14 protein-coding genes, 1 tRNA gene and 2 rRNA genes (1 of these 17 running past the window's edge) are annotated in these 22,168 nt (G+C 64.3%); 9 read left to right on the top strand and 8 right to left on the bottom strand.

Translation table 11 applies throughout. From position 1 onward, the window contains the following. The 3 genes from KCG34_RS07025 to KCG34_RS07015 form a co-directional block, all read left to right on the top strand. A 23S ribosomal RNA gene (locus KCG34_RS07025) occupies window positions 1-2,676 on the top strand (it extends 109 nt beyond the left edge of the window). Between the two features lie 112 nt (window positions 2,677-2,788). Further along, a 5S ribosomal RNA gene (gene rrf, locus KCG34_RS07020) occupies window positions 2,789-2,903 on the top strand. Window positions 2,904-2,993: 90 nt separating this feature from the next. Then, window positions 2,994-3,070: transfer RNA gene (locus tag KCG34_RS07015), tRNA-Met, on the top strand. Here KCG34_RS07015 and KCG34_RS26095 read toward each other — a convergent pair. Then, window positions 3,027-4,700, bottom strand: coding sequence for a recombinase family protein (locus tag KCG34_RS26095; RefSeq protein ID WP_367576032.1), 1,674 nt, complete (start codon window positions 4,698-4,700; stop codon window positions 3,027-3,029). The genes KCG34_RS07015 and KCG34_RS26095 overlap by 44 nt on opposite strands. Before the next feature lie 215 nt (window positions 4,701-4,915). After that, a complete protein-coding gene (locus KCG34_RS07000; RefSeq protein WP_211939674.1) occupies window positions 4,916-5,155 on the bottom strand; it encodes a helix-turn-helix transcriptional regulator in 240 nt (79 codons plus the stop codon). Between the two features lie 290 nt (window positions 5,156-5,445). Here KCG34_RS07000 and KCG34_RS06995 point away from each other — a divergent pair, with 290 nt between their 5' ends. After that, window positions 5,446-5,922: a Ros/MucR family transcriptional regulator gene (locus KCG34_RS06995; RefSeq protein ID WP_211939673.1), complete on the top strand. Its 477-nt coding sequence runs from the start codon at window positions 5,446-5,448 to the stop codon at window positions 5,920-5,922. A 375-nt stretch (window positions 5,923-6,297) separates the two neighbouring features. On the opposite strand, the gene KCG34_RS06990 is transcribed toward KCG34_RS06995, so the two are convergent. After that, a complete protein-coding gene (locus tag KCG34_RS06990; protein WP_211939672.1) occupies window positions 6,298-7,290 on the bottom strand; it encodes an AraC family transcriptional regulator in 993 nt (330 codons plus the stop codon). Window positions 7,291-7,424: 134 nt separating this feature from the next. Here KCG34_RS06990 and KCG34_RS06985 point away from each other — a divergent pair, with 134 nt between their 5' ends. Genes KCG34_RS06985 through KCG34_RS06970 form a run of 4 tightly spaced genes read left to right on the top strand, consistent with a single transcriptional unit; the run spans window position 7,425 to window position 12,090 of the window. Beyond that, window positions 7,425-8,720 carry an NAD(P)/FAD-dependent oxidoreductase gene (locus KCG34_RS06985; RefSeq protein ID WP_211939671.1) on the top strand — a complete coding sequence of 432 codons (1,296 nt, stop codon included), beginning with the start codon at window positions 7,425-7,427 and terminating at the stop codon, window positions 8,718-8,720. An 18-nt stretch (window positions 8,721-8,738) separates the two neighbouring features. Further along, window positions 8,739-9,143, top strand: a complete 405-nt coding sequence (locus tag KCG34_RS06980; protein WP_211939670.1) for a Rid family hydrolase — start codon at window positions 8,739-8,741, stop codon at window positions 9,141-9,143. A gap of 32 nt (window positions 9,144-9,175) precedes the next feature. After that, window positions 9,176-11,023 carry a flavin-containing monooxygenase gene (locus tag KCG34_RS06975; RefSeq protein ID WP_211939669.1) on the top strand — a complete coding sequence of 616 codons (1,848 nt, stop codon included), beginning with the start codon at window positions 9,176-9,178 and terminating at the stop codon, window positions 11,021-11,023. A gap of 11 nt (window positions 11,024-11,034) precedes the next feature. After that, complete coding sequence (locus KCG34_RS06970) at window positions 11,035-12,090, top strand: histone deacetylase family protein (RefSeq protein WP_211939668.1); 1,056 nt, start codon at window positions 11,035-11,037, stop codon at window positions 12,088-12,090. Window positions 12,091-12,284: 194 nt separating this feature from the next. Here the strand turns inward: KCG34_RS06970 and KCG34_RS06965 are convergent, their stop codons facing one another. From KCG34_RS06965 to KCG34_RS06945, 5 genes are read right to left on the bottom strand one after another with little or no spacing between them, the layout of a single operon-like run. Beyond that, complete coding sequence (locus KCG34_RS06965; RefSeq protein ID WP_211939667.1) at window positions 12,285-12,929, bottom strand: TetR/AcrR family transcriptional regulator; 645 nt, start codon at window positions 12,927-12,929, stop codon at window positions 12,285-12,287. Between the two features lie 49 nt (window positions 12,930-12,978). Continuing rightward, window positions 12,979-13,839: an alpha/beta fold hydrolase gene (locus KCG34_RS06960; protein ID WP_211939666.1), complete on the bottom strand. Its 861-nt coding sequence runs from the start codon at window positions 13,837-13,839 to the stop codon at window positions 12,979-12,981. Further along, a complete protein-coding gene (locus KCG34_RS06955; RefSeq protein ID WP_211939665.1) occupies window positions 13,823-16,981 on the bottom strand; it encodes an efflux RND transporter permease subunit in 3,159 nt (1,052 codons plus the stop codon). The genes KCG34_RS06960 and KCG34_RS06955 overlap by 17 nt, the downstream gene beginning before the upstream one ends. Beyond that, window positions 16,978-18,054, bottom strand: a complete 1,077-nt coding sequence (locus KCG34_RS06950; protein ID WP_249138245.1) for an efflux RND transporter periplasmic adaptor subunit — start codon at window positions 18,052-18,054, stop codon at window positions 16,978-16,980. Before KCG34_RS06950 ends, KCG34_RS06955 begins: the two co-directional genes overlap by 4 nt. Before the next feature lie 26 nt (window positions 18,055-18,080). Beyond that, window positions 18,081-19,556, bottom strand: coding sequence for an efflux transporter outer membrane subunit (locus tag KCG34_RS06945; RefSeq protein ID WP_211939663.1), 1,476 nt, complete (start codon window positions 19,554-19,556; stop codon window positions 18,081-18,083). A gap of 756 nt (window positions 19,557-20,312) precedes the next feature. On the opposite strand from KCG34_RS06945, the gene KCG34_RS06940 reads away from it, so the two are divergent. Then, window positions 20,313-22,160: a methyl-accepting chemotaxis protein gene (locus KCG34_RS06940; protein ID WP_249138244.1), complete on the top strand. Its 1,848-nt coding sequence runs from the start codon at window positions 20,313-20,315 to the stop codon at window positions 22,158-22,160. Window positions 22,161-22,168: the final 8 nt, after the last annotated feature.

The raw sequence follows: 22,168 nt of genomic DNA, 5'->3' as shown, positions 1-22,168 counted from the left end.
ATTTCCGAATGGGGAAACCCACCTTTACGGTCTGCGAATTTTGTCTCCGGCTTGCCGGGGCCACGGTTCGTAGGTCGTAGAAAGGTATAATGGGCTGAATACATAGGCTCATTAAGCGAACCCGGGGAACTGAAACATCTCAGTACCCGGAGGAAAGGACATCAAAAGAGACTCCCGTAGTAGTGGCGAGCGAACCGGGACCAGGCCAGTGCTGTCGTGACATAAAGCCGAACGATCTGGAAAGGTCGGCCGCAGTGGGTGAGAGCCCCGTAGGCGTCAATTAGCGACAGACTTGAGTAGGGCGGGACACGTGAAATCCTGTCTGAACATGGGGGGACCATCCTCCAAGCCTAAGTACTCCTCAACGACCGATAGCGAACAAGTACCGTGAGGGAAAGGTGAAAAGCACCCCGACGAGGGGAGTGAAATAGAACCTGAAACCGGAAGCCTACAAGCAGTCGGAGCCCCCGCGCGGGGTGACGGCGTACCTTTTGTATAATGGGTCAGCGACTTCATGTGTCGAGCAAGCTTAAGCCGTTAGGCGTAGGCGCAGCGAAAGCGAGTCTGAACAGGGCGACTAAGTTCGACGTATGACGACCCGAAACCAGGTGATCTAGCCATGAGCAGGTTGAAGGCTGGGTAACACCAGCTGGAGGACCGAACCCGTGAATGTTGAAAAATTCTGGGATGACTTGTGGTTAGGGGTGAAAGGCCAATCAAACCTGGACATAGCTGGTTCTCCGCGAAATCTATTTAGGTAGAGCGTCAGACGAATTCCTTGGGGGGTAGAGCACTGGATGGATGCGGGCGGCGCGAGCTGTACCAATTCTAACCAAACTCCGAATACCCAAGAGAACTATCTGGCAGACACACGGCGGGTGCTAACGTCCGTCGTGAAAAGGGAAACAACCCTAACCATCATCTAAGGCCCCCAAGTCACGGCTAAGTGGGAAACGATGTGGGATTGCTTTGACAACCAGGATGTTGGCTTAGAAGCAGCCATCATTTAAAGAAAGCGTAACAGCTCACTGGTCAAGCGATCCTGCGCGGAAAATGTAACGGGGCTCAAGCCGTGCGCCGAAGGTATGGGTGTGCGTAAGCACGCGGTAGCGGAGCGTTCCGTAAGCCGGTGAAGGTCAGTCGTGAGGCTGGCTGGAGGTATCGGAAGTGAGAATGCTGACATGAGTAGCGACAAAGAGTGTGAGAAACACTCTCGCCGAAAGTCCAAGGGTTCCTGCGTAAAGCTAATCTGCGCAGGGTTAGCCGGCCCCTAAGGCGAGGCCGAAAGGCGTAGTCGATGGGAACCAGGTAAATATTCCTGGGCCAGTTGGAAGTGACGAATGCCGTAAATTGTCGGGGCTTATTGGATTGCTCCCGGCAGTGAAGGTGTTCCTGGAAATAACTCCAACGGAGACCGTACCCGAAACCGACACAGGTGGACTGGTAGAGCATACCAAGGCGCTTGAGAGAACTATGCTGAAGGAACTCGGCAAATTGCACGCGTAACTTCGGGATAAGCGTGACTCTGCTTAGGGCAACCTTTGCAGAGTGGCACAGGCCAGGGGGTAGCGACTGTTTATCAAAAACACAGGGCTCTGCGAAGCCGTAAGGCGACGTATAGGGTCTGACGCCTGCCCGGTGCCGGAAGGTTAAAAGGAGGGGTGCAAGCTCCGAATTGAAGCCCCGGTAAACGGCGGCCGTAACTATAACGGTCCTAAGGTAGCGAAATTCCTTGTCGGGTAAGTTCCGACCTGCACGAATGGCGTAACGACTTCCCCGCTGTCTCCAGCATAGGCTCAGCGAAATTGAACTCCCCGTGAAGATGCGGGGTTCCCGCGGTCAGACGGAAAGACCCTATGAACCTTTACTGCAGCTTCGCCTTGGCGTTAGCATCAATATGTGTAGGATAGGTGGGAGGCTATGAAACCGGGGCGCCAGTTCCGGGGGAGCCATCCTTGAAATACCACCCTTATTGTTGCTGACGTCTAACCGCGGCCCGTTATCCGGGTCCGGGACATGGCGTGGCGGGCAGTTTGACTGGGGCGGTCGCCTCCCAAAGTGTAACGGAGGCGCGCGATGGTGGGCTCAGAGCGGTCGGAAATCGCTCGTCGAGTGCAATGGCATAAGCCCGCCTGACTGAGAGACTGACAAGTCGATCAGAGACGAAAGTCGGCCATAGTGATCCGGTGGTTCTGCATGGAAGGGCCATCGCTCAACGGATAAAAGGTACTCTAGGGATAACAGGCTGATTTTGCCCAAGCGTCCACAGCGACGGCAAAGTTTGGCACCTCGATGTCGGCTCATCACATCCTGGGGGTGGAGCAGCTCCCAAGGGTTCGGCTGTTCGCCGATTAAAGTGGTACGTGAGCTGGGTTCAGAACGTCGTGAGACAGTTTGGTCCCTATCTGCCGTGGGTGTACGAAGCTTGAGAGGATCTGTCCCTAGTACGAGAGGACCGGGATGGACACACCTCTGGTGGACCTGTCGTGGCGCCAGCCGCGCAGCAGGGTAGCTAAGTGTGGAATAGATAACCGCTGAAAGCATCTAAGCGGGAAACTAACCTCAAAACAAGGCTTCGCCGAGAGCCGTGATAGACCATCACGTTGATAGGCCAGGTGTGGAAGCGCCGTGAGGCGTGCAGCTTACTGGTACTAATCGCTCGATCGGCTTGATCGTTCTTCAGCCAAACTCATGCTGAAGCTTTGTAACGACAGACATTGATGTCTAAGCGGCAGGATTTTTCTAAATCCTGCCAGGGCAGTAATGCCCTCAACATCCGTTTAGTCGACCTGGTGGCTATGCCGGAAGGTCCCCACCCGATCCCATCCCGAACTCGGTCGTTAAGCCTTCCTGGGCCAATGGTACTTCGTCTCAAGGCGCGGGAGAGTAGGTCGCCGCCAGGTCTACCAAACGGATGTCGCATATGAAGTTCGCAGGATTTAAAAAAATCCCGCCCCAACCAATCATGACCCTTCCATCACCAAAACCACCGACGCGGGGTGGAGCAGCCCGGTAGCTCGTCAGGCTCATAACCTGAAGGTCACAGGTTCAAATCCTGTCCCCGCACCCATCTCAACTTGCGATTTTGCAGAACCCTTCGGCCCCCGGCCGAAGGGTTTTTGCTTGGTCGATATGGCCAGGATCCCGGCCAGGTCGCCGCGGACGTCGATCGTCAACTGATCGCCCTCGGGGGTCAGGATGATCTCCTGGATCAGGGCGCGCAGGGCCTCGGTCGCCTCAAGCTGCTTGGTCTCGGCTTCGCCCTGCAGAGCTTCGTAGAGCTCGGCGACCTGCGTGCGGTAAACCCCGGCCATCTCGGGATGCAGAAGTGGCGGGGGTTCTTCGGCGTCGGCCACTTGCTGCTTGAGCTCGGCCTGACGGCCGAGCAGTTCGTTCATCTTGGCGTTGACCTGCGCCGCGGCCTGGCCCGTCGCCGTGCCCTTGACGAGCATGTCCAGCAGCCGCTCGACTTCCCGCTCGATGCGCTTGATCTCGGCCTGGGCGGCGTCGATGTCTGTGCGGGCTTCCATGCGCAGGCGGTTGCTCTCGCGGGTGAACTCCTCGCAGAATTCCTTGAACAGGGCCGGGTCCATCAGGTGGTGGCGCAGGGCGTCCAGAACGCGCGCCTCGAGCTGGTCGCGGCGGATATTGACCCGGTTGTCGCAGGTACCCTTGTTGCGCGCGGTCGAGCAGCCGAGCTGATCCTTGGAGATCATGCCGTAGCCGCCGCCGCAACAGCCGCAGCGGGTTAGGCCTGAGAGCAGATACCGGGGCCGGCGCCGGTCCCGGAAATAGATATTGACGATCTCGCCGTTGTCCTGCCGCTCTCGATGTAGCGACGCTTGGCGGGCTTTGACCGCATCCCAGAGCGCTTCGTCGATGATGCGAAGCTCCGGCACTTCCTGGATGATCCATTCCTCGCGTGGGTTCAGCCGGCCCTGGCGCTTGCCGGTGTCGGGATCCTTGATGAAATGCTGCCGGTTCCAGATCAGCCGGCCGACGTAGAGCTCGTTGTTCAGCACGCCATTGCCCCTGCTGACGTTGCCGTTGAGGGTGGAGAAGCCCCACTGGCCGCCGCCGGGGGCGGGGATGTGGTCCCGGTTCAGTTCGGTCGCGATGCGCTTGGGCGATTTACCGGCGGCGTAGTCGCGGAAAATCCGGCGCACCACCTCGGCCTCGGCCGGGTTGATGGTGCGGTCACCGCGGACCGGTTCGCCGTCGGCGCCAATGCGCTTGACCACGTCATAACCGTAGGCGTTGCCGCCGCCGGACTTGCCCTGCTCGACCCGGCCCCTGAGGCCGCGGCGGGTCTTGTCGGCGAGGTCCTTCAGGAAGATCGCGTTCATCGTCCCCTTCAGCCCCACATGCAGTGGGGTGACCTCGCCCTCGGCCAGGGTGACGATCTTCACACCAGCGAACGCCATGCGCTTGTAGAGGCCGGCGATGTCTTCCTGGTCGCGGGAGAGGCGGTCCATAGCCTCGGATAGCAGCAGCTGGAAGCGGCCGGCTTGGGCGTCGGCGATCAGCCGCTGCACGCCGCGGCGCAGCAGCGAGGCGCCGGAGACGGCATGGTCGGTGTACTCGTCGGTGACCATCCAGCCCTGGCGCTCGGCATGGAGCCGGCAGATCCTGAGCTGGTCGGCGATCGAGGCGTCGCGCTGGTTCTCGTCGGAATAACGGGCATAGAGCGCGACCTTCATCGGCGATCTCCTGGTCAGGAGTCCTTGGATCGGCGCTCCTGCAGTTGGTCCTGATAGCAGCGGCGGGCGGCCCGGCGAGCGAGGAGTCGGGCCAGCTCGGTGAGGGGATGATCGGCGCCTTCGGCCGAATCTGCAAGGGATAGTTGCGGCGGCCGGGTCGGAAACTGCAGCTTCAGCTTGTTCTTCGAAGGGCCGGGCATGTGATCAACGGCGCATCAGGCAGGTTGTGACGGCGACTGGGGCTGTCCGGATCTGTCCCGCGGCGGCTCCCAGAAGGCGATCGGGTCGGCCATCCAGCGGTCGACGGCCGACTGCAGCCAGCCGGCGCCGTGCACGCTGATGCGCAGCGGGCTTGGGAAAGAGCCCTCGCGGATCTTGCGATAGAGGGTGGAGCGGCTGAGGCCCGTCCGCAGCAGCACGGTGCGGATGCGAAGAATACGGTCGGCTTCCGCCATCGCCTCAACTCCAAAAACTCGAACGGCAAGACCTCTGATGGAATAGAGAGCTAGGCGACGAGCATTCGATCGCAAGTCATTCCGATGGGCTCTCGCATCCTGGCGTAGAATTTACGGCGAATAGCGGCGGCGCAATCCGTGACTTTACCCGTCCGGAACCTGTGGCGTGCGCTGCGGCGCTTGTTCGCTCGTCAGCCGCATATGAGTTGACGGATGGGGCGATCGAATATTTATGCAGGCGATGTCGCTGCCTTTGGGCAGGGGCTTTTGTCCTGCCCTATAGGGAAATCATGTCCGACAACTCAAATCTCATCGAACTGACCGCCGACATCGTCGCGGCCTATGTCAGCAATAACAGCGTCGCCGCGTCCGAACTGCCGGCGATGATCCGCTCGACCTACACCGCGCTCTCGGGCGCTGAGGCGCCGCCGGCACCGCCGGAAGAGCCCCAGGCTCCGGCGGTGTCGATCCGCAAGTCCATCCAGCCGGACTTCCTGATCTGCCTGGAGGACGGTCGCAAGTTCAAGTCGCTCAAGCGCCACCTGCGCACCAAGTACAACATGAGCCCCGAGGACTATCGCGCCAAGTGGGGGCTGCCGAAGGACTATCCGATGGTCGCGCCGAGCTACGCCGAGGCGCGCTCGAACCTCGCCAAGCAGATGGGTCTCGGCCAGGGTGGGCGTGGCGCCGCGCCGGCGAAGCCGGTTGCGAAGGGCGCCGCCCGCAAGGCGCCGGCCAAGCCCAGGGTCGCCAAGGTTCCGGCCTAGGCGTGGTGGCGCAAGCCCGTCCGGGCTTGCGCCACTCATCAGACCCCGCCGTGGCCTCAGGCAGGGGCGCCGGCCCCGGGGGCTGGGCCGTCACTTTATGGCTCTCCGGCGCGATCCCTCGTGGCTCAACGCAAGCATGTTGCGAGAAGCTGTGAACATTTTTGACCCAGCCCTACTGACGTCACGGTGACGACGGTATGTGGTCCCCGCTCATTGGTTGGCCCCTCTGAGCGCCCACTTGGCTGCCAGGACGATGTTCTGGCAGCCCCTTTGGGGCGCTGCTCGCCATTTGCTGACATAAAGGACTGCTTCAACGGAACGGGAAGTACCCTCCAGAGCGGTCATACTGTGGGGCCAGTGACGCGGACTGCTGGCTCAATGTTCTTCAGATTTGTGATGCGCCGTCACATGACGACGCGACCAGCGGTGGAAAGCGCTCGGATTTGAAAATCCGAGCTCCGCGCTGATGGCGCACTTCTTCATTCCGCTGGTACTGCGCAAATCCGAGAAAGCCTGGAGCCTCACCTGTTCCAGGAGGGCGTCGAAACTCTCGCCGCGTTCGGCAAGCCGTCGCTGCAGCGTGCGGGGGCTCACCTTGAGGTCCTTGGCGACGGCGGTGAGGCGAGCCGTACCGTCCGCAAGTCCGCGCCCAAGGCGCCACTTCACCTCGGCGACGATGTCGTTGCGCGGCGGCAGGGCGCCGACCTTGAGCGCGACGTATTCGCCCAGGATTTGAAACAGGACCGGGTCGGCGCCGCGGATCGGTTTGCCGAGGATATCCGCATCGTAGACCAGGCCGTAGTCGGGGCAGCCGTAGATCACGCGGCAGCCGAAATGCGATCGGATGGCCTCCTCGGCGGCGTTCGCATGATCGCGGCTGCGGACTTCGCGGGGGCGGACCCCGATGGATTTTCTGAGTTGGCCAGCGATGATGGCCAGGCCGCACTCCGCATCCTGGCGTCTTGCGCCTTCAGGCAGGTCCCCGCCGTCATAGAGCAGTTCGAGGTCCGGACCCATCCGCCGCGCGCGGAAGAAGCCGCCATCCTGCAGATAGGCGAACCAGCGCTCGGAGGCGGCCAAGCCTTCGCCGATCGTGGGCGCGTTCAGCAGGAAGTATCCCAGGGCACCGAGGTCGCCGCGCTCGAAGTCCGCGCCGACGTGCAGTCCAAACGTCGGGTCGTCGCCTTCGATGGCGGCCCAATGCAGGAAGTCGGCGAACAGGCGGCTGCTTACCCTGTTGTCCGCCCAAGTCGCCAGGATCGGCTGGACTCCGGCCTGGCGGAAGAACCGCTGGGGATCGAGTCCGCGCCGCCGAGCCGCGTCCAGGGCGCGGTCCAGGGTCTGGCCTTGAATGGTGTCGTCGCTCAAGAGATTGGCGCCAAATGGTAGGGTCGTGACGCTAAGAGATACGCCTTCGGGCCATCACCTTCCATAGCTTGTCCTGACCGGGTGGAAGCGATGAGGTGGCGATGTCTTACGACTTTCAGGAGGTCAGTGTTTGGGTGGCGGAACCCAGCGATGTGCAGCAACCCCTCAAGGAAGATATCCGAGCGGACGTCGTCGTCATAGGCGGCGGGTTCACCGGGCTAAACGCCGCCCTGGCTTTGCGCGAAGCAGGCGTGGATGTCGTGCTTCTGGAGATGGACTTCTGTGGCAAGGGCGCCAGCGGTCGAAACGCCGGGCACCTGACGCCCACCATCGGCAAGGACGTTCCGACGCTGGTCCAGTATTTCGGCAAGGCGCGCGCAGCCGACTATGTGCGGTTCGGCGACCATGCGGTGCGTCACACCGAGCAGGTCTTCGCCCGCTACGGCGTCGACTGCGACTACAACCCCGTCGGCAACATCATCGCCGGCGTTCATCCCCGCCACTACGAGCCGCTGCGACGCAGCGCTGACCTGGCCGCCAGCATCGGCGCTGAGGTCCAGTTCCTGGACCAGGACGAGATGCGGGCGCGCAAGCTGCCGCCCGTCTTCCGGGTGGGGCTGCTGGAGCGGGGAGGAGGGCACCTGCATCCCGGCAAATACGTGCTGGCCTTGCGCCGAGCCGCCATCGCCGCCGGTGTGCGGATCTTCGAGAACACACCGGTGACCAGGATCGAGGACGCCGCCTCGCCGGTGCGCGTCGTCACATCTTGCGGCTCAGTCCGGGCGGACAAGCTGATCGTGGCGACCAACGCCTACACGCCATCGACGCTCGGGCGCCTGAAGAGCCGGGTGTTCCCGCTGCGTGTCACCCTGTTCCAGACTGCACCGCTGACGGAGGCTCAGCTCCGCGCCATCGGCTGGAGCGGGCGCGAGGGCGTCTACACCGCGCACGAAAGCCTCGAGTCCTATAGGCTTTCGGCGGACGGACGGCTGATCGGCGGCTCGAAATACGTTCAGTACGGCTACAATGGCGCGCTGGCGAATGGCGACCGGCCCGCCCTGTTCGCGACCTACGTCGACCTGCTCAAGGCCCGCTTTCCGCAGGTTCCCGATCTGATGATCGAGCGCTTCTGGGGCGGATGGATCGGCATGACCCTCGACTTCCTGCCCTTCAGCTACGGCAACGCCCGGGGTGATGTCTTCTATGGTCTCGGCTACAACGGGCACGGCGTGGCGCAAGCTACTCTGAACGGGTCGATGCTGGCCGACCAGGTTCTCGGGCGGCGCAACGAATATGTCGAGCTCCTCAAGCGACGGGTTATCCCCTTGCCGCCCGAACCGCTGCGCTGGCTCGCGGTGCAGGGCCTCAAATGGCATTTCGAGCGGCCCGACCGCGCCGTGGACGCCGACCTGCGGCTTGGCCGCGTTTGACCCCCGGGGAGCCCAACCATGCCCAAATCGTTCGCGGCGATCGTCCCCGCCTCGCACCAGGCCGCCTATGACGCCTATCAGTTCGCGCCGGCGGTGCGGATCGGCGACCAGATCATCGTCTCGGGCGTAATCGGGTTCGCTGCGGACATGAGCCTTCCCGCCGAATTCGACGTCCAGGTGGAGAACGCCTTTACACAGCTGGAAACCGTGCTCGCGGAGGCCGGCGCGAGCCTAGCGGACGTGGCCAGCCTGACCACCTATCACCGTGGTGATCTTGCCGCCCAAATGCCGGCCTTCATCGCCATCAAGGCCGCCCGGCTTGGTGAGCCGCATCCGGCGTGGACTGCGGTCGGAGTCGCCCAGCTGGCGGTCCCCGCCGCGCTGATCGAGATCGCGGCGGTCGCCGCGGCGCCTCGCGCCTGAGGGCCGCCTGGGATGCGTTGGGGAGGACGGGCATGACGGATCTAACGCTGGGGACTTGGCTGGCGGAGTTCGAGAAGGCGCTGACATCGGGTGAGGCGGCGCGATCGGCAGAGCTGTTCGAGCCAGACGGCTTCTGGAGAGACTTTGTCGCGTTCACCTGGAACTTGCTGACACTGGAAGGACGCAGCGCCATCCGCGGCATGCTGGAGGCGACGACCGAGGCTCGGCGGTCGCGAAACTGGCGGGTCGTGGATACAGCAGCCAGCTCAGGGCAGGAAGGCTTCGTCAGCTTCGACACTGCGTTGGGCCGTGGGACCGGCTATGTCCGCCTAAAGCAGGGCCGGTGCTGGACCCTCTTCACCACGCTCCAGGACCTCACCGGCTTCGAGCAGCATGTGGGGCGACACCGCCGCAAGGGGCCCACCCTCGATCCCCGGCATCCGCAGTGGAACTGGCTGGACACCCGCAAGGCCGAACAGGCCCGGATCGGCGTGGAAGACCAGCCATTCGTGTTGATTGTCGGAGGCGGACAAGCCGGACTGACCCTCGCCGCCCGCCTGCGCCAGCTCGACGTCCCAGCCCTGGTGGTCGAGCGCAACGTGCGGCCGGGCGACCAGTGGCGCTCGCGCTATCACTCGCTCAGCCTGCATGACCCGGTCTGGTATGACCACATGCCCTACTTGCCGTTCCCGGAGACCTGGCCAGTCTTCACGCCAAAGGACCAGATCGCCGACTGGCTCGACGCCTATGCCCAGATCCTGGAGCTGAACGTCTGGGGATCCACCGAATGCCTTCGGGCCGCCTACGACGCCAGCGAACAAATCTGGCGGGTCGAGGTTCGACGCGCCGGCGACCAAGTCACGCTTCGGCCGCGGCATCTCGTGATCGCCACGGGCAATGCCGGCCGGCCCAACATGCCCAGGTTCGAGGGCGCCGAAACATTTGCCGGGCCGATCATGCATTCCAGCCAATATTCGGGCGGCCGTGGCTACGAGGGGCGCAAGGTTGCGGTGATCGGGTCGAACAACTCGGCCCACGACATCTGCGCCGACCTGGTCGAGCACGGCGCGGACGCGACCATGATCCAGCGATCCTCGACGCACGTCGTCCGCTCCCAGACCGTGCTGGATCTGCTCCTGTCTGGGCTCTACTCGGAAACTGCGCTGGCGTCAGGCATCACGACCGAGCGGGCGGATCTCCTCAGCGCGTCCATGCCCCTGCGCCTCGCGCCTGAGATCCACCGGCCATTGAACCTGATGATCGCTCAGCGCGACGCCGAGTTCTACGCCCGGCTCGAGGCGGCAGGGTTCATGCACGACTTTGGCGAGGATGGAACGGGCATGGCCCTGAAATACCTGCGCCGCGCGTCAGGCTATTACATCGATGTCGGCGCCTCGGATTTGGTCGCGAGCGGGCGGATCAAGCTGCGCTCGCGGGTCGGTGTCGAACGCTTCGTCCCTGAGGGCGTGTTGCTGTCCGATGGCTCCACGGTTTCGGCCGACTTGATCATCTGCGCGACCGGCTTCGGGTCAATGGACCAGGTGGTCGGCGATCTCGTCTCCGAAGAGGTTGCGGCGAAAGTGGGCAAGGTCTGGGGTTACGGCTCGGACACCGCCCACGATCCCGGGCCTTGGGAAGGCGAGCTGCGCAATATGTGGAAGCCCACGGCGCAGGAGGGGCTGTGGTTCCACGGCGGCAACCTGGCGCAATCGCGTTTCTATTCGCTGTTTCTTGCGCTGCAGCTCAAGGCGCGGTTGGAAAAACTTCCCATCCGCGTCTTTGGTCGGGCCCAGCCGACGGCGACGGACAGCGCCGACAGCGGAGATGGTTTGGAGCGCTCGCCGGCTGACTTTGGGACATATCCTCAATCGACAAACTGAGAACAGAGCCGATGAAAGTCTTCTACAGCGCCGAGCACGCCAACCACAGTCCCGAGAGCTTCTACATCTGGGGGCAGATCATCGCCTTCACCCCTGATCCGCCGGCCCGCGCCGAGAACATCCTGGAGGCGCTGAAGCGCGACAGTCACCTCGTGCTGGAGGCGCCTCCATATGGGTTGCGGCCGATCGCAGAAGTCCACACGCCCGAGTACCTGGAATATCTGCAGACCGCTTGGGCGGCCTGGCGGAAGGCGGCTGAGCCCGCCCTCGCTACTGGGCTGCTGACCCATTCGGGAGACGCCTATCCGCTGATCTTTCCCGTTCGCGGCGTCGACGCCCGCTACCCGAGTTCGGCCCTTGGCCGGGCGGGGTATCACGCCAGCGATCTCTGGATGCCGATCGGCGAGCAAAGCTGGGAGGCCATTGCGGCCTCGGCCAATCTCGCCGTGGCGGCCGCGGAGGCCGTGCTCATGGGCGAGCGCTCCGCCTACGCCCTTTGCCGCCCGTCCGGCCACCACGCGGACAAGGATCGCGGCGGGGGCAACTGCTACCTGAACAACGCCGCCATCGCGGCGCAACATCTGCGAAGCGGCATCGGACGGGTCGCGGTCATCGACATCGATTCGCACCATGGCAACGGCACCCAGCGCATCTTTTACGATCGCGACGATGTTCTCTTCATCTCGATCCATTGCGATCCTGATGACTGCTATCCCTACTTCGTTGGTTACGACCAGGAGCGTGGCGAGGGACGCGGCCACGGCTACAACCTGAACCTTCCGCTGCCGCATCACGCTGGCGACGCTACTTTCCTGGCCGCCCTCGAAACCGCCTGCGCTCGTATCGCAGCCTATGCGCCCGACGCCCTGGTGGTGTCGCTTGGCGTCGACGGGCATGAGGCCGACCCGACCGACGAGTTGAAGGTGACCTTTGACGGGTTTAGTTCCGCTGGCGCCAGGCTCGGACGCCTCGGCGTTCCGACCGTGCTCGTTCAGGAGGGAGGCTACAACCTCGATACGATCGGAAGCTGTGTGACGACCGTGCTGGCTGGCTTCGAACGCGCCTAGGCCAGGCGAAACACCGTAACGCTCAGCAGGGCGTCCGCCTGTCGTCGCGCAGCCATCCCTGTGAAGGGAGAGCAACTCGCCAGTAGCAGTCGTCAGGCCTCGGGCTTTAGTGCCGAGGTTGTTCCTCAGGAGCGGTCATTGAAGCCGGTTTCGATCGAAGGCGACGAAATCATCGCCCGAGGTCTCGCGGCGGTCTACGTGCTCTGGCCCGGCGATGGATAAAGAAGCAGGAAATCGACTGCCGCTCTGGTGGCGTGACGCTGGATCTGAGCGCGACTGGGCTGCGGCAGCACTCCGAGGAGCAGACTAAGGATCAGATCCTCCAAAACCAGAGCGAGATATTTGCGGACCATCTCGGCTGTGTCTCCCGAAGGCAGCAGTCCCTTGCCCTGGGCTCGGACAAAGAGCTCGTAGAGGATGGCGCGGTTGGCCTCCCGCGCCTCTTCGAGCATCTGCGCGACCTCGGGCGATCGGATGGCCTCTGCGATCGCCAGCCGGTGCATGCCAATGACGTCCGGATTCAGCGTTTCGCCTAGGAAATTCGCCGCGAAGGCCTCCAGCGCTGCGGCCAGCATCTGGCGGTCTTCCGGTTCAGGAAGGCCCTCCGGCATCCGCATTCTTTCGGAGTGGGTGGTGATGCAAGCGAGAAGCATCGCCTCCTTGCTCGGAAACATCGCATAGAGGTCCCGCTTGGAAACCTTGGCGCGGGTCGCGATCAGGAGCGTGCTCGCGCCGGCGTAGCCCTTCTCGGAGAAGGTCTGGAAAGCGGCGCGCACAATACGCTGGCCCATGTCGTCAGTCTCTGCGGGAGCCGGATCCGAGGGCTTCAAACGGTTCACACGTTGTCTCCGAAGGTGCAGGTGTCCGCCCATTGCACACTGCAGTCACTCATGAGGCCGGGCTCAGGTTGGCCTTTGACGGGCCCGCAAGGGCGGATTCCTCCAGTATCACACGCGCCAGTTCCGACGGGCTTTCAACAGCAGAAAAGTGTCCCGTGTTTGCGAGCGTGACCATGCGGACGTTCGAGAGCAACGATCGGGTCCGCTCGCGCTCGTCAGGTCGCGACCAATCGCTGTCGCCATAGCTGAGCGTCACTGGCGCCGAGACCGCGCGATAACGGTCCCGCGCTTGGCTCCAGGATCGCCAGCCTGCCAGCACCTTACGGGCTGCGCGCTTGTATCCGGGACGGTGGGCCACCTTGTCGAACTCGGCGAGAAGGTCGGCGGGAAGTCTATGCGGGTCGTGGAAGCCCCCGCTCATGATCTTGGCCAGGACCATCTTGTTTTCGAGCGATGCATTGAGCGCGCCAAGACCAGGGATCTGCAAGCTTCCGATGATGAAGTTCGCGAACCCGTTGCCGCGCCGGATGCCGTCGCCATAGCGGGTTTCGTAGTCGTAGGTATTGATCGCGACGACGCGCTCGATCCGCTTTGGAATTGACGCCGCAACCGTAAGCGCCAAGGCGCCGCCTATCGATTCGCCCACAAGGGTGACGTCGGTGAGGTTGAGTGTCTCGATGAATCCGATGACGCCTTGCCTGAAGTAGGGCTCGTCAAACCGAGCGCGAGGATCAATCGGCGAATGGCCGTGTCCGGGCAGATCGATCGCGTAGACCGTGTGGGACCTGGCGAGGAACGGGACCAACTGGCGAAAATATTCGAGCTGGGTGCGGATCGTATGCAGAAGGACCAGCGGCGGCCCGTCGCCGGTCTTCTCGTAACGCAGGCTGAGTTCATCCGTTATCTGCAACAAACTCGCCTTGGGCGTCGATGAGATTGCCATTTTGTCTCTCTCCAACTGGCATGCCGGCCCGGGCGGGAACACCGCTTGACGGGGCAGGGGACGGCCTGCGGATGCGGAACCAGATCGCGTAGAGCGCCGGAAGGAAGGCCAGGGTCAGCACCGTCCCCACCGTCGTCCCGCCGATCAGGGTGACCGCCATCGCGCTCCAAAACACCGAGGTGGTGAGCGGTATGAAGGCCAGGGCTGCGGCCAAGGCGGTCAGGATTACCGGTCGCGCCCGCTGGACCGTCGCCTCGATGATCGCGTGGTAGGTATCCAGCCCCTCCGCCTCATTGGTGCGAATCTGTCCGATCAGGATCAGCGTGTTGCGCATCAGGATGCCGGACAGCCCGATCAGGCCCAGAATGGCGTTGAAACCAAATGGCCGGTCCAGCAGCAGCAGGGCCGGGACAGCCCCGACAAGGCCAAGGGGGCCAGTCAGGAACACCATCGCCGTCGCCGAGAGCGAGCGGGTCTGGAACACCAGCACCAGGAGCGTCAGCAGGATCATGATAGGGAAGATCGGGAATAAGGCTGAATTGGCCTTGGTGGAGTCCTCGATGTTGCCGCCCATCTCGATACTGTAGCCGTCGGGGAGGCCAGCCCTCAGCGGCGCGAGCGCCTTCCAGATCTCCGTCGAGACCTGCGGCGGCTGCAATTGCTCGTCGAAGTCGGTCTGGACGGTTATGGTCGGGATGCGGTCGCGGCGTCCCAGGACTGGGTCCTCCGGGCGGATCTCTACGTGGCCGATCTGGCTCAAAGGGATCAGCCGGCCGTTCGGGCCTGAAAGCGTGAGGTCGCCGAGTTTGCCAGGGTCGAGCCGCTCGGCTCCGGCGCTGCGGACGACAAGGTCCACGGTCCGGATATCCTCGCGAACCTGGGTGACCGTCGCGCCTGTCAGCAGGAACTGAAGTTGCTGAGCCGTCTGGGCGGGATCGAGGCCGATGAGCTTCAGCCGGTCCTGATCGAGGACGAAATGCGCGGTCGGCGCGCGCTCGCCCCAATCCTGGGTGACCTGGCGGGTATGAGGGTTGGCCCGCACGACGGCCTGCACCTGGCTGGCGATGTCGCGCAACATCGCCGGATCCGGCCCCATGACACGGAAATTGACCAGGTAGCGCGGGAAAGGGCCGAAGAAGAGCTGCGTCACCCGGACGTGCGCCTCAGGCGCAAGGCCACCGGCGATCGCCTGGCGCAATCTCAGCTTCAGTCGATCGCGGGCCGCCGCGTTCGGCGTCAGGATGATGAGCTTGGCGAAGGCGGGATCGGGCAGCTCGGGATTGTATGAGAAGAAGAAGCGTGGCGCGCCTTGGCCGACGTAGGCTGTGACGATCTTAGCTTCCGGCTGGCCGCGCGCCCAGGCCTCGACCTTCGCCGCGGCCGCGCTGGTCGCATGGATGCCGGTTCCTTCGGGCATCTGGACCTCGACCAGCACCTCTGGACGGTCCGAGCCTGGAAAGAACTGCTTCTTGACCACGGCCATGCCCGCGCCCGAGAGCAGGAAGGCCCCGATAACGAGCCCGGCCACGCGAAACTTGTGGTCGACGGCCCAGGTGATCGCTCGCCGCAGCCGCTGATAGCGCGGCGTGCCGTAGATAGCGCCGTGACCTCCGGGGATCGGCTTGATCTCAGGCAGCAGCCGCACGCCGAGATAGGGCGTGAACATCACCGCCACGATCCATGAGGTGATCAGGGCGAACCCCGTGATCCAGAAGATGTTGCCGGCGTATTCGCCGGCCGTCGAGCGGGCGAAGCCGACCGGTGTGAAGCCGATGATGGTGACGATGGTGCCCGACAGCATCGGCGCGGCGGTGTGGCTCCAGGCGTAGGCCGCGGCCTTGGCCCGCTCGAAACCTTCCTCCAGCTTCACCACCATGACCTCGATCGCGATGATGGCGTCGTCGACCAGGAGGCCGAGCGAGAGGATCAGGGCGCCGAGCGTGATCCGGTCGAACACCCGGCCGGTGACGAGCATGATGACGAACACCGCCGCCAGGGTGATCGGCACAGCTGCGGCAACGACGAGGCCCACGCGCCAGCCGAGGCTGATCAGGCTGACGATCATGACCACGGCCAAGGCGACGAAGAACTTGAGCATGAACTCGTCCACCGCCTCGTGGATGTTCACGGCCTGGTCGGTGATCTTGGAGAAGGTCAGGCCGGCGGGTAGGGTCCTGGCGATTGAAACCGCTTCATGCTCGAGCGCCTTGCCGAGGTTGAGCCCGTTCCAGCCGTCCTTCATGACCACGCCCAGCACCAAGGCTGGCTCGCCATTGTGGCGGATCAGGAAGCTCGCCGGATCCTCGTAGCCGCGCTCGACCGCCGCGATGTCGCCGAGCTTGAACATCCGACCACCAGCGGCGATCGGCATGTCCCTGATCTTCTGCAGGTCGTCATAGGCGCCCTCCAGGCGCACGAACACCCGCGGACCGCTGGTGTCGATCGACCCTGCGGGCGTGATGGCGTTCTGCCGCTGAAGCGCATCGAAGATGTCGCGGGGGCTGACCCCGAGCGTCGACAGCCTGGGATAGGAGAAATCGACGAAGATGCGCTCGGGCCGCTCGCCGAGGATGTTGACCTTCGTCACCCCCGGGACGTGCAAGAGGCGCTGGCGGAGGTCCTCGGCGCGCCGGGTGAGCAGGCGCGGCGGCATGCCGTGGGCCTCGACGGCGTAGAGTGCGAAGGTCACGTCGGAATATTCGTCATTGACGAACGGGCCCAGCACGCCGGCCGGCAGTCGGGGCGCCTCGTCGCCCAGCTTCTTGCGCGCCTGGTAGAATTCGTCCGGCACATCCTTTGGCGGCGCCTTCTCCGTCAGGCTTACCTGCATCAGCACCACCCCAGGACGGGTGAAGGTGTCGACGTTGTCGTACCAGCGCAGCTCCTGCATGCGCTTTTCGAGAGGGTCGGCGACCAGGTCCTGCATCTGCTGCGCCGTGGCGCCCGGCCATACGGCTGTGACCGTGAAGGTCTTGATGGTGAAGGCTGGATCTTCGGCCCGGCCGAGGCGCAGAAAGGCGTAGGTCCCGGCGAGGATGACCGCGAGGATCAGGAACAGGGTGATCGCGCGCTCGCGGACTGCGAAGGCGGAGAGGTTGAAGCCGCTCATTTGACGACGGGGCCCTGGGCTATGCGCACGAGCTCGCCGTCGTGCAGGCTGTGGCCGCCGAGCGCCACGATGCGATCGCCCACGCGGACGCCGTCCGAGACGATGGCGCGCTCGGCTTCCAGCCGGATCACGCGCACGGGCCGGAAGGACACGGCGGAGCCCTTGGCGTCGAGCATCCAGACCCCGGACGTGTGGCCATTGTCGTCGATGGCGCCGAGCGGGACCGCCATCTCGCCGTCTGGCCGGGAGGCGTTCAGATAGATGGTCGCGGTTGCGCCCAGCGGCGCCTGGGCGGCGGGGCCGTCCAGGACGTAGCGCGCCTCGTAGGTGCGTGTGACCGGATCAGCTGAGTCCGACAGCTGCCGAAGCCTGGCGGATGCGCGCGAAGGAACGCCATAAATGCTCCCTTGCGCCTGCGATCCGATCGCGGGCCGCACGGTCTCGGGCAGGCTCACCGCCGCCTCGCGTGGGCCGGCGTGGGCGAGCCGAAGCACGATCTGGCCCGCGGACACATATTGCCCCGGCTCGACCAGGGTCTCCATGACCACGCCGTCGGCGTCGGCGACAAGGGTTGAATAGGCCCGCTCGTCTGAGGCGACCTTCAACTGGGCCTCGGCCGCCGACAGCATGGCTCGCGCGCTGTCGGCCGCCTGCTTGGCCTGGTCGTAAGCGGAGCGCGAGACTGCGCCCGAGGAGACCAGATCCCGGTAGCGATCCTCATCGGCCGCAGCCTGGACGACCCGCGCCTTGGCGGCGGCGACAGCGCCGGCCTGCGCCGCCTCGTTATGCTCGAAATCAGCTGGGTCGATGCGCATCAGGACCTGGCCTCGCCGCACCGCCTGACCTGAATCGACCAGCCGTTCGACGACCTTGCCGGGAACGCGAAATCCAAGGTTGCTCTCGACGTGGGCGACGACGAGGCCGGTAAACCCGCTGGCGCCGGGCTCGGCGGACTCGACCTGGGCGATCTCGACCAGCTGGGTCTGGGTCCGAGGATCGCCTGCCGCCGAGTGGTTGCATCCCTGGAGGCCGAGGGTGGCGACCAAGGCCGCGGAGACTGCGAGTTGACGCACGCGAAATACTTGGGGCCGTACAAGGATCATGACGACCATCCTCCCCCGAGGGCTCTGAATGACTGGACGGCGGCTCTCGCGGCGTCCGTGCGTGTCTGTGCAAGCTCGTCCTTGGCGGCGAGCAGTTGCCGATCCGCATCGAGGACGTCGGTTAGAGCGATGGCCCCGCGCAGGTAGGCGTCCCGCGCCAGGTCCCGGGCGCGCGTCAGGGCGGCGACCTCGCGCACCAGCTCGTCCCGGTGGGCTTCGAGCTGCGCCAGCGCGGTGAACGCGTCCTCCACGTCCTGAGCCGCTCGAAGTACCGATTGACGATATTGCGCCAGGGCTTCTGCTTCGGCGCCACGAGCCTGGCGCACCTCCGCGTCGATTCGGCCGAAGTCGAACAGGCGCCACCGGAGTCCGCCGACGGCCTCGGGCTGATAGGTCGCGGCCCTGAACAGATGGCCCGGGCTGGCGCTCTCGAAGCCGAGCAGGCCGGAGAGTGAGATCTTCGGATAGTACTCGGCGATAGATTGCCCAATCCGCGCATTGGCCGCGGCCACGCGGCGTTCGGCGGCGATGACATCGGGACGCCGACGCAGCACGTCGACGGGTTTGCTGTCGGCGGGGATGCTTGGCGTGCCTGGGATATCGACTGGCGCGCCGAGTTCGGCGGCGAAGGCGCCGGGCTGGACGCCCATCAGCACGTCCAGCCGGTTCAATTGCGCCTGCAAATCGATGTTCAGCGGCTGGACCGACGCTTTCGCCTGGGATAGCAGCGCCTCGGCCTGGGCGACCTCCCGGTCGGCCCCGAGGCCCCTTTCGAAGCGAAGCTGGACCAGCTTCAGGAGGCCTGCATCCGTGGTGATCTGATCCGCCGCAACGGCCAGCCTGGCCTGATCGCCGCGGATGCGGAAATAGGCGTCGGCGGCCTCGGCGGCGACCGACACCCGTACACCGAGCCTCTCCGCCTCCGCGGCTTGCGCTTCCGCTCGCGCCGCGTCGGCGCCGCGCCGCAGTCCGCCGAAGAGATCGATCTCCCAACTGGCGCCCACGCCGACATCGTAGAGCGAGGCGTCGCGCTCGAAGCCGGGCAGGCGACTGGCGATCCGCCCTGTCTGGCCTTCGAGCGACTGGTGGATCGTCTCGGCCTGGGCGGTGGCGTCGAAGGCCGGCGCCAGCTGCGCTCCGGCCTCCCGAGCCGCGGCTCGGGCCTGTTGCACCCGGGCGAACGCGGCGGCCAGGTCGAGGTTCTGCGTCAGGGCGCGATCGACAATCCGCGAGAGCTCCGGGTCGTTGAAGCCGTTCCACCAATGCTCCAGAGGGGGCGGCGCGCCGGCTGCAGGGCTCTGGACCGCTACGGCGTGATGGAAGTCCGCCAGCGAAGCCGCCGGCCTCTGGTAGCTCGGCCCGACCGCGCAACCGGCAAGGACCAGCCCGACCGCCGCGGCGACCGCAACGGCGTTCGCCGAGTTCGTGGACGAGCTGAGGCGGCTGGATTGTGTCGTTTGGGCGGACGCCATCGATGCTCTCTACCGAGTCTCATGGGTACTTATCGGTACCAAACCAAAATGTGGTACCCATTCGTACCTGTCAAGGGCGTTGCGTGTCGGAGCGCGTGCGATCTGGCGACGAACGCCCCCGAACGGCTTTTCCTTGATCCGATTTACAGGGAGATCAAGGGAGTCCTAGATCGCAGGTACGAAATGGTACCCAATAGCGCGATCCATTCGCCGCACCAGCGCGGTAGCGAATGATGAAAATCGGTATTTTCGGCGCCGGGCCCATTGGCTCCACGCTCGCGCGCAAATTCGTTGCGGCCGGCCCCCAGGGGCCGCCGGCCGGCTGTCCCTCGCCAGTTGCGGTCCTCAAGGGTGGACGCCTTCGGGCAGCGGCATTCTCGGTAGCGGTCATAAAAAGCGGCAGCCAGCAGGGCCGGCAGCCGCTGGATCTCTATCCCACATGCGCCGGTGCGCTCAAATTCAACGAAAGCGGGTGATCACTACATTCTGGGTTCAATTACTTCGCATCGCCCCGAATAGGGTCGGGCGCCGCGACGTAAATCGCAGATTAAGGAGTGCAGCTGATCATAATTACTTGATTCGGAGGCGTGACTTCAAACCGCGCGCGTTCGATTGGGCGGACTCAGGAAGTGACAGCCGGGCGACCGCGTTGGCGCAGGTAGTTCGCCTGGGCAAAAAGGTTGGGGGCGGCTCATGAGCTTTGATGACCTAAAGCTGAGAACTAAAACACTCGTCCCACTGATCTTCATGGCGATCATGTTTGGCGCTGTGATCGGTGCGGGCGCGCTGAAGCTGAACGACCTCGGCCGCCGATACGCGACGGTCACTATGGGAACCGACCCCGCCATCCTGCGTCTCGCCAGGGCCTCACGTGTCTCCAACGCCCTCGGGCGCGACGTCTACCGGATCCTCGTCAATGATCCCAGCGAGACCGGCACGAAGGAGGCTATTACAGATTTCCAGAACGCGAAGGCGTTCGGCGATCAATTGTTCGACGACGCAGCGCGTTTGAATCCTTCCAGTGCAGATCAATATCGATCGTTCAAGGATCGCTTTGACGCCCTCTATGAAGGTGAAAAAGCTCCGGAGGCGATCGGCCTGGCCACTCCGAGCCTGACGGCCAGCAGCATTTCGCCGGCGGACCTTCACCAGATGGGCTTGGCGGCTCAGGAACTGGCCGTCCTCGATGGGAAGATCACTGACCTTGCGAAGGACATCAACACCTTCAACAGCGGCCTGGAAGCCGCCAACGCCAAAACCACGAAGGCGCTGCAGCAGGAAGCGATCAGCACCACGGTGATGATGATCAGCCTTGGCCTGTTGTCGATCGTGGTGGGGCTCGGCGTGTCGACCTGGATCGCCAACGGCAAGGTCGCCAAACCCCTGGTGCGACTGGGTGAACGGATGAAGCGGTTGGCCGCCGGCGATCTGTCGATCCAGATCGAAGGACAGGCCCGGGCCGACGAGGTCGGCGACATGGCCAAGGCGGTGCAGGTGTTCAAGGACAATGCGCTCAAGGCTCAGACGATGGAGGCGGAGGCCCGCAGCCTGCGTGACCAGGCCGAAACCCAACGCCAGGCGGCCGAACGCGAGCGCGCCGAGCGAGCCGCCGAGTTGGCGGCGGTGGTGGAGTCCCTCGCAGGGGGGTTACAGACCCTCGCCGACGGCGTGCTGACCCACCGGCTCGATGAGGCCTTCGCCGCTGAATACGAAACCCTCCGCCAGGACTACAACGCCGCCATGGCCAAGGTGCAGTCCGCCATCCGGGCTGTGGTCTCGTCCGCCGGCGGCATCAATACCAGCGTTGGCGAAATCACTCAGGCCGCCGATGACCTGTCGCGTCGCACCGAGCAGCAGGCCGCCAGTCTGGAAGAAACCGCCGCGGCCCTGGACGAGATCACCGCCACGGTGAGGAAGACCGCCGAGGGCGCCCAGCATGCCCGCAGCGTGGTGGCCAAGGCCAAGGACGACGCCCAGGCCTCCGGAGAGATCGTGGAGGGCGCGGTCAAGGCCATGAGCGCTATCGAGCGGTCCTCCGGCGAGATCAACCAGATCATCGGGGTGATCGACGAGATCGCCTTCCAGACCAATCTTCTGGCCCTAAACGCCGGCGTCGAGGCGGCCCGGGCGGGCGAGGCGGGCCGCGGCTTCGCTGTGGTCGCCCAGGAGGTCCGCGCCCTGGCCCAGCGCTCGGCCGATGCGGCCAAGGAGATCAAGACGCTCATCTCGGCCTCGGCCAGGGAGGTTGGCCATGGCGTCGAACTGGTCGGCCAGGCCGGTCAGGCGCTGCAGCGGATCGCCGACCAGGTGGCCGAGATCAACGCGATCGTCGAGGAGATCACCCATTCGACCCAGGAACAGGCCACGGGCCTGTCCCAGGTCAACACCGCCATCAACCAGATGGACCAGATGACCCAGCAGAACGCCGCCATGGTCGAGGAGTCCACCGCCGCAAGCCATAGCTTGGCTCAGGAAGCGGAGACCCTGGACGGCCTGACCCGCGGCTTCCAGGTCGGCGCTCTGGCGTCCGAGGCGGGGAGCATGCCTTGCCGGGGCGAGCGTCCGTTCGGCGCTGGCGCACGTGGGTTTGCTCGGGCCAGTTGAGTTGTGGG

Source organism: Phenylobacterium montanum, assembly GCF_018135625.1.
GTDB classification, from domain to species: Bacteria; Pseudomonadota; Alphaproteobacteria; order Caulobacterales; family Caulobacteraceae; genus Poindextera; species Poindextera montana.
This window is presented reverse-complemented; position numbering and strand designations above follow the sequence as displayed.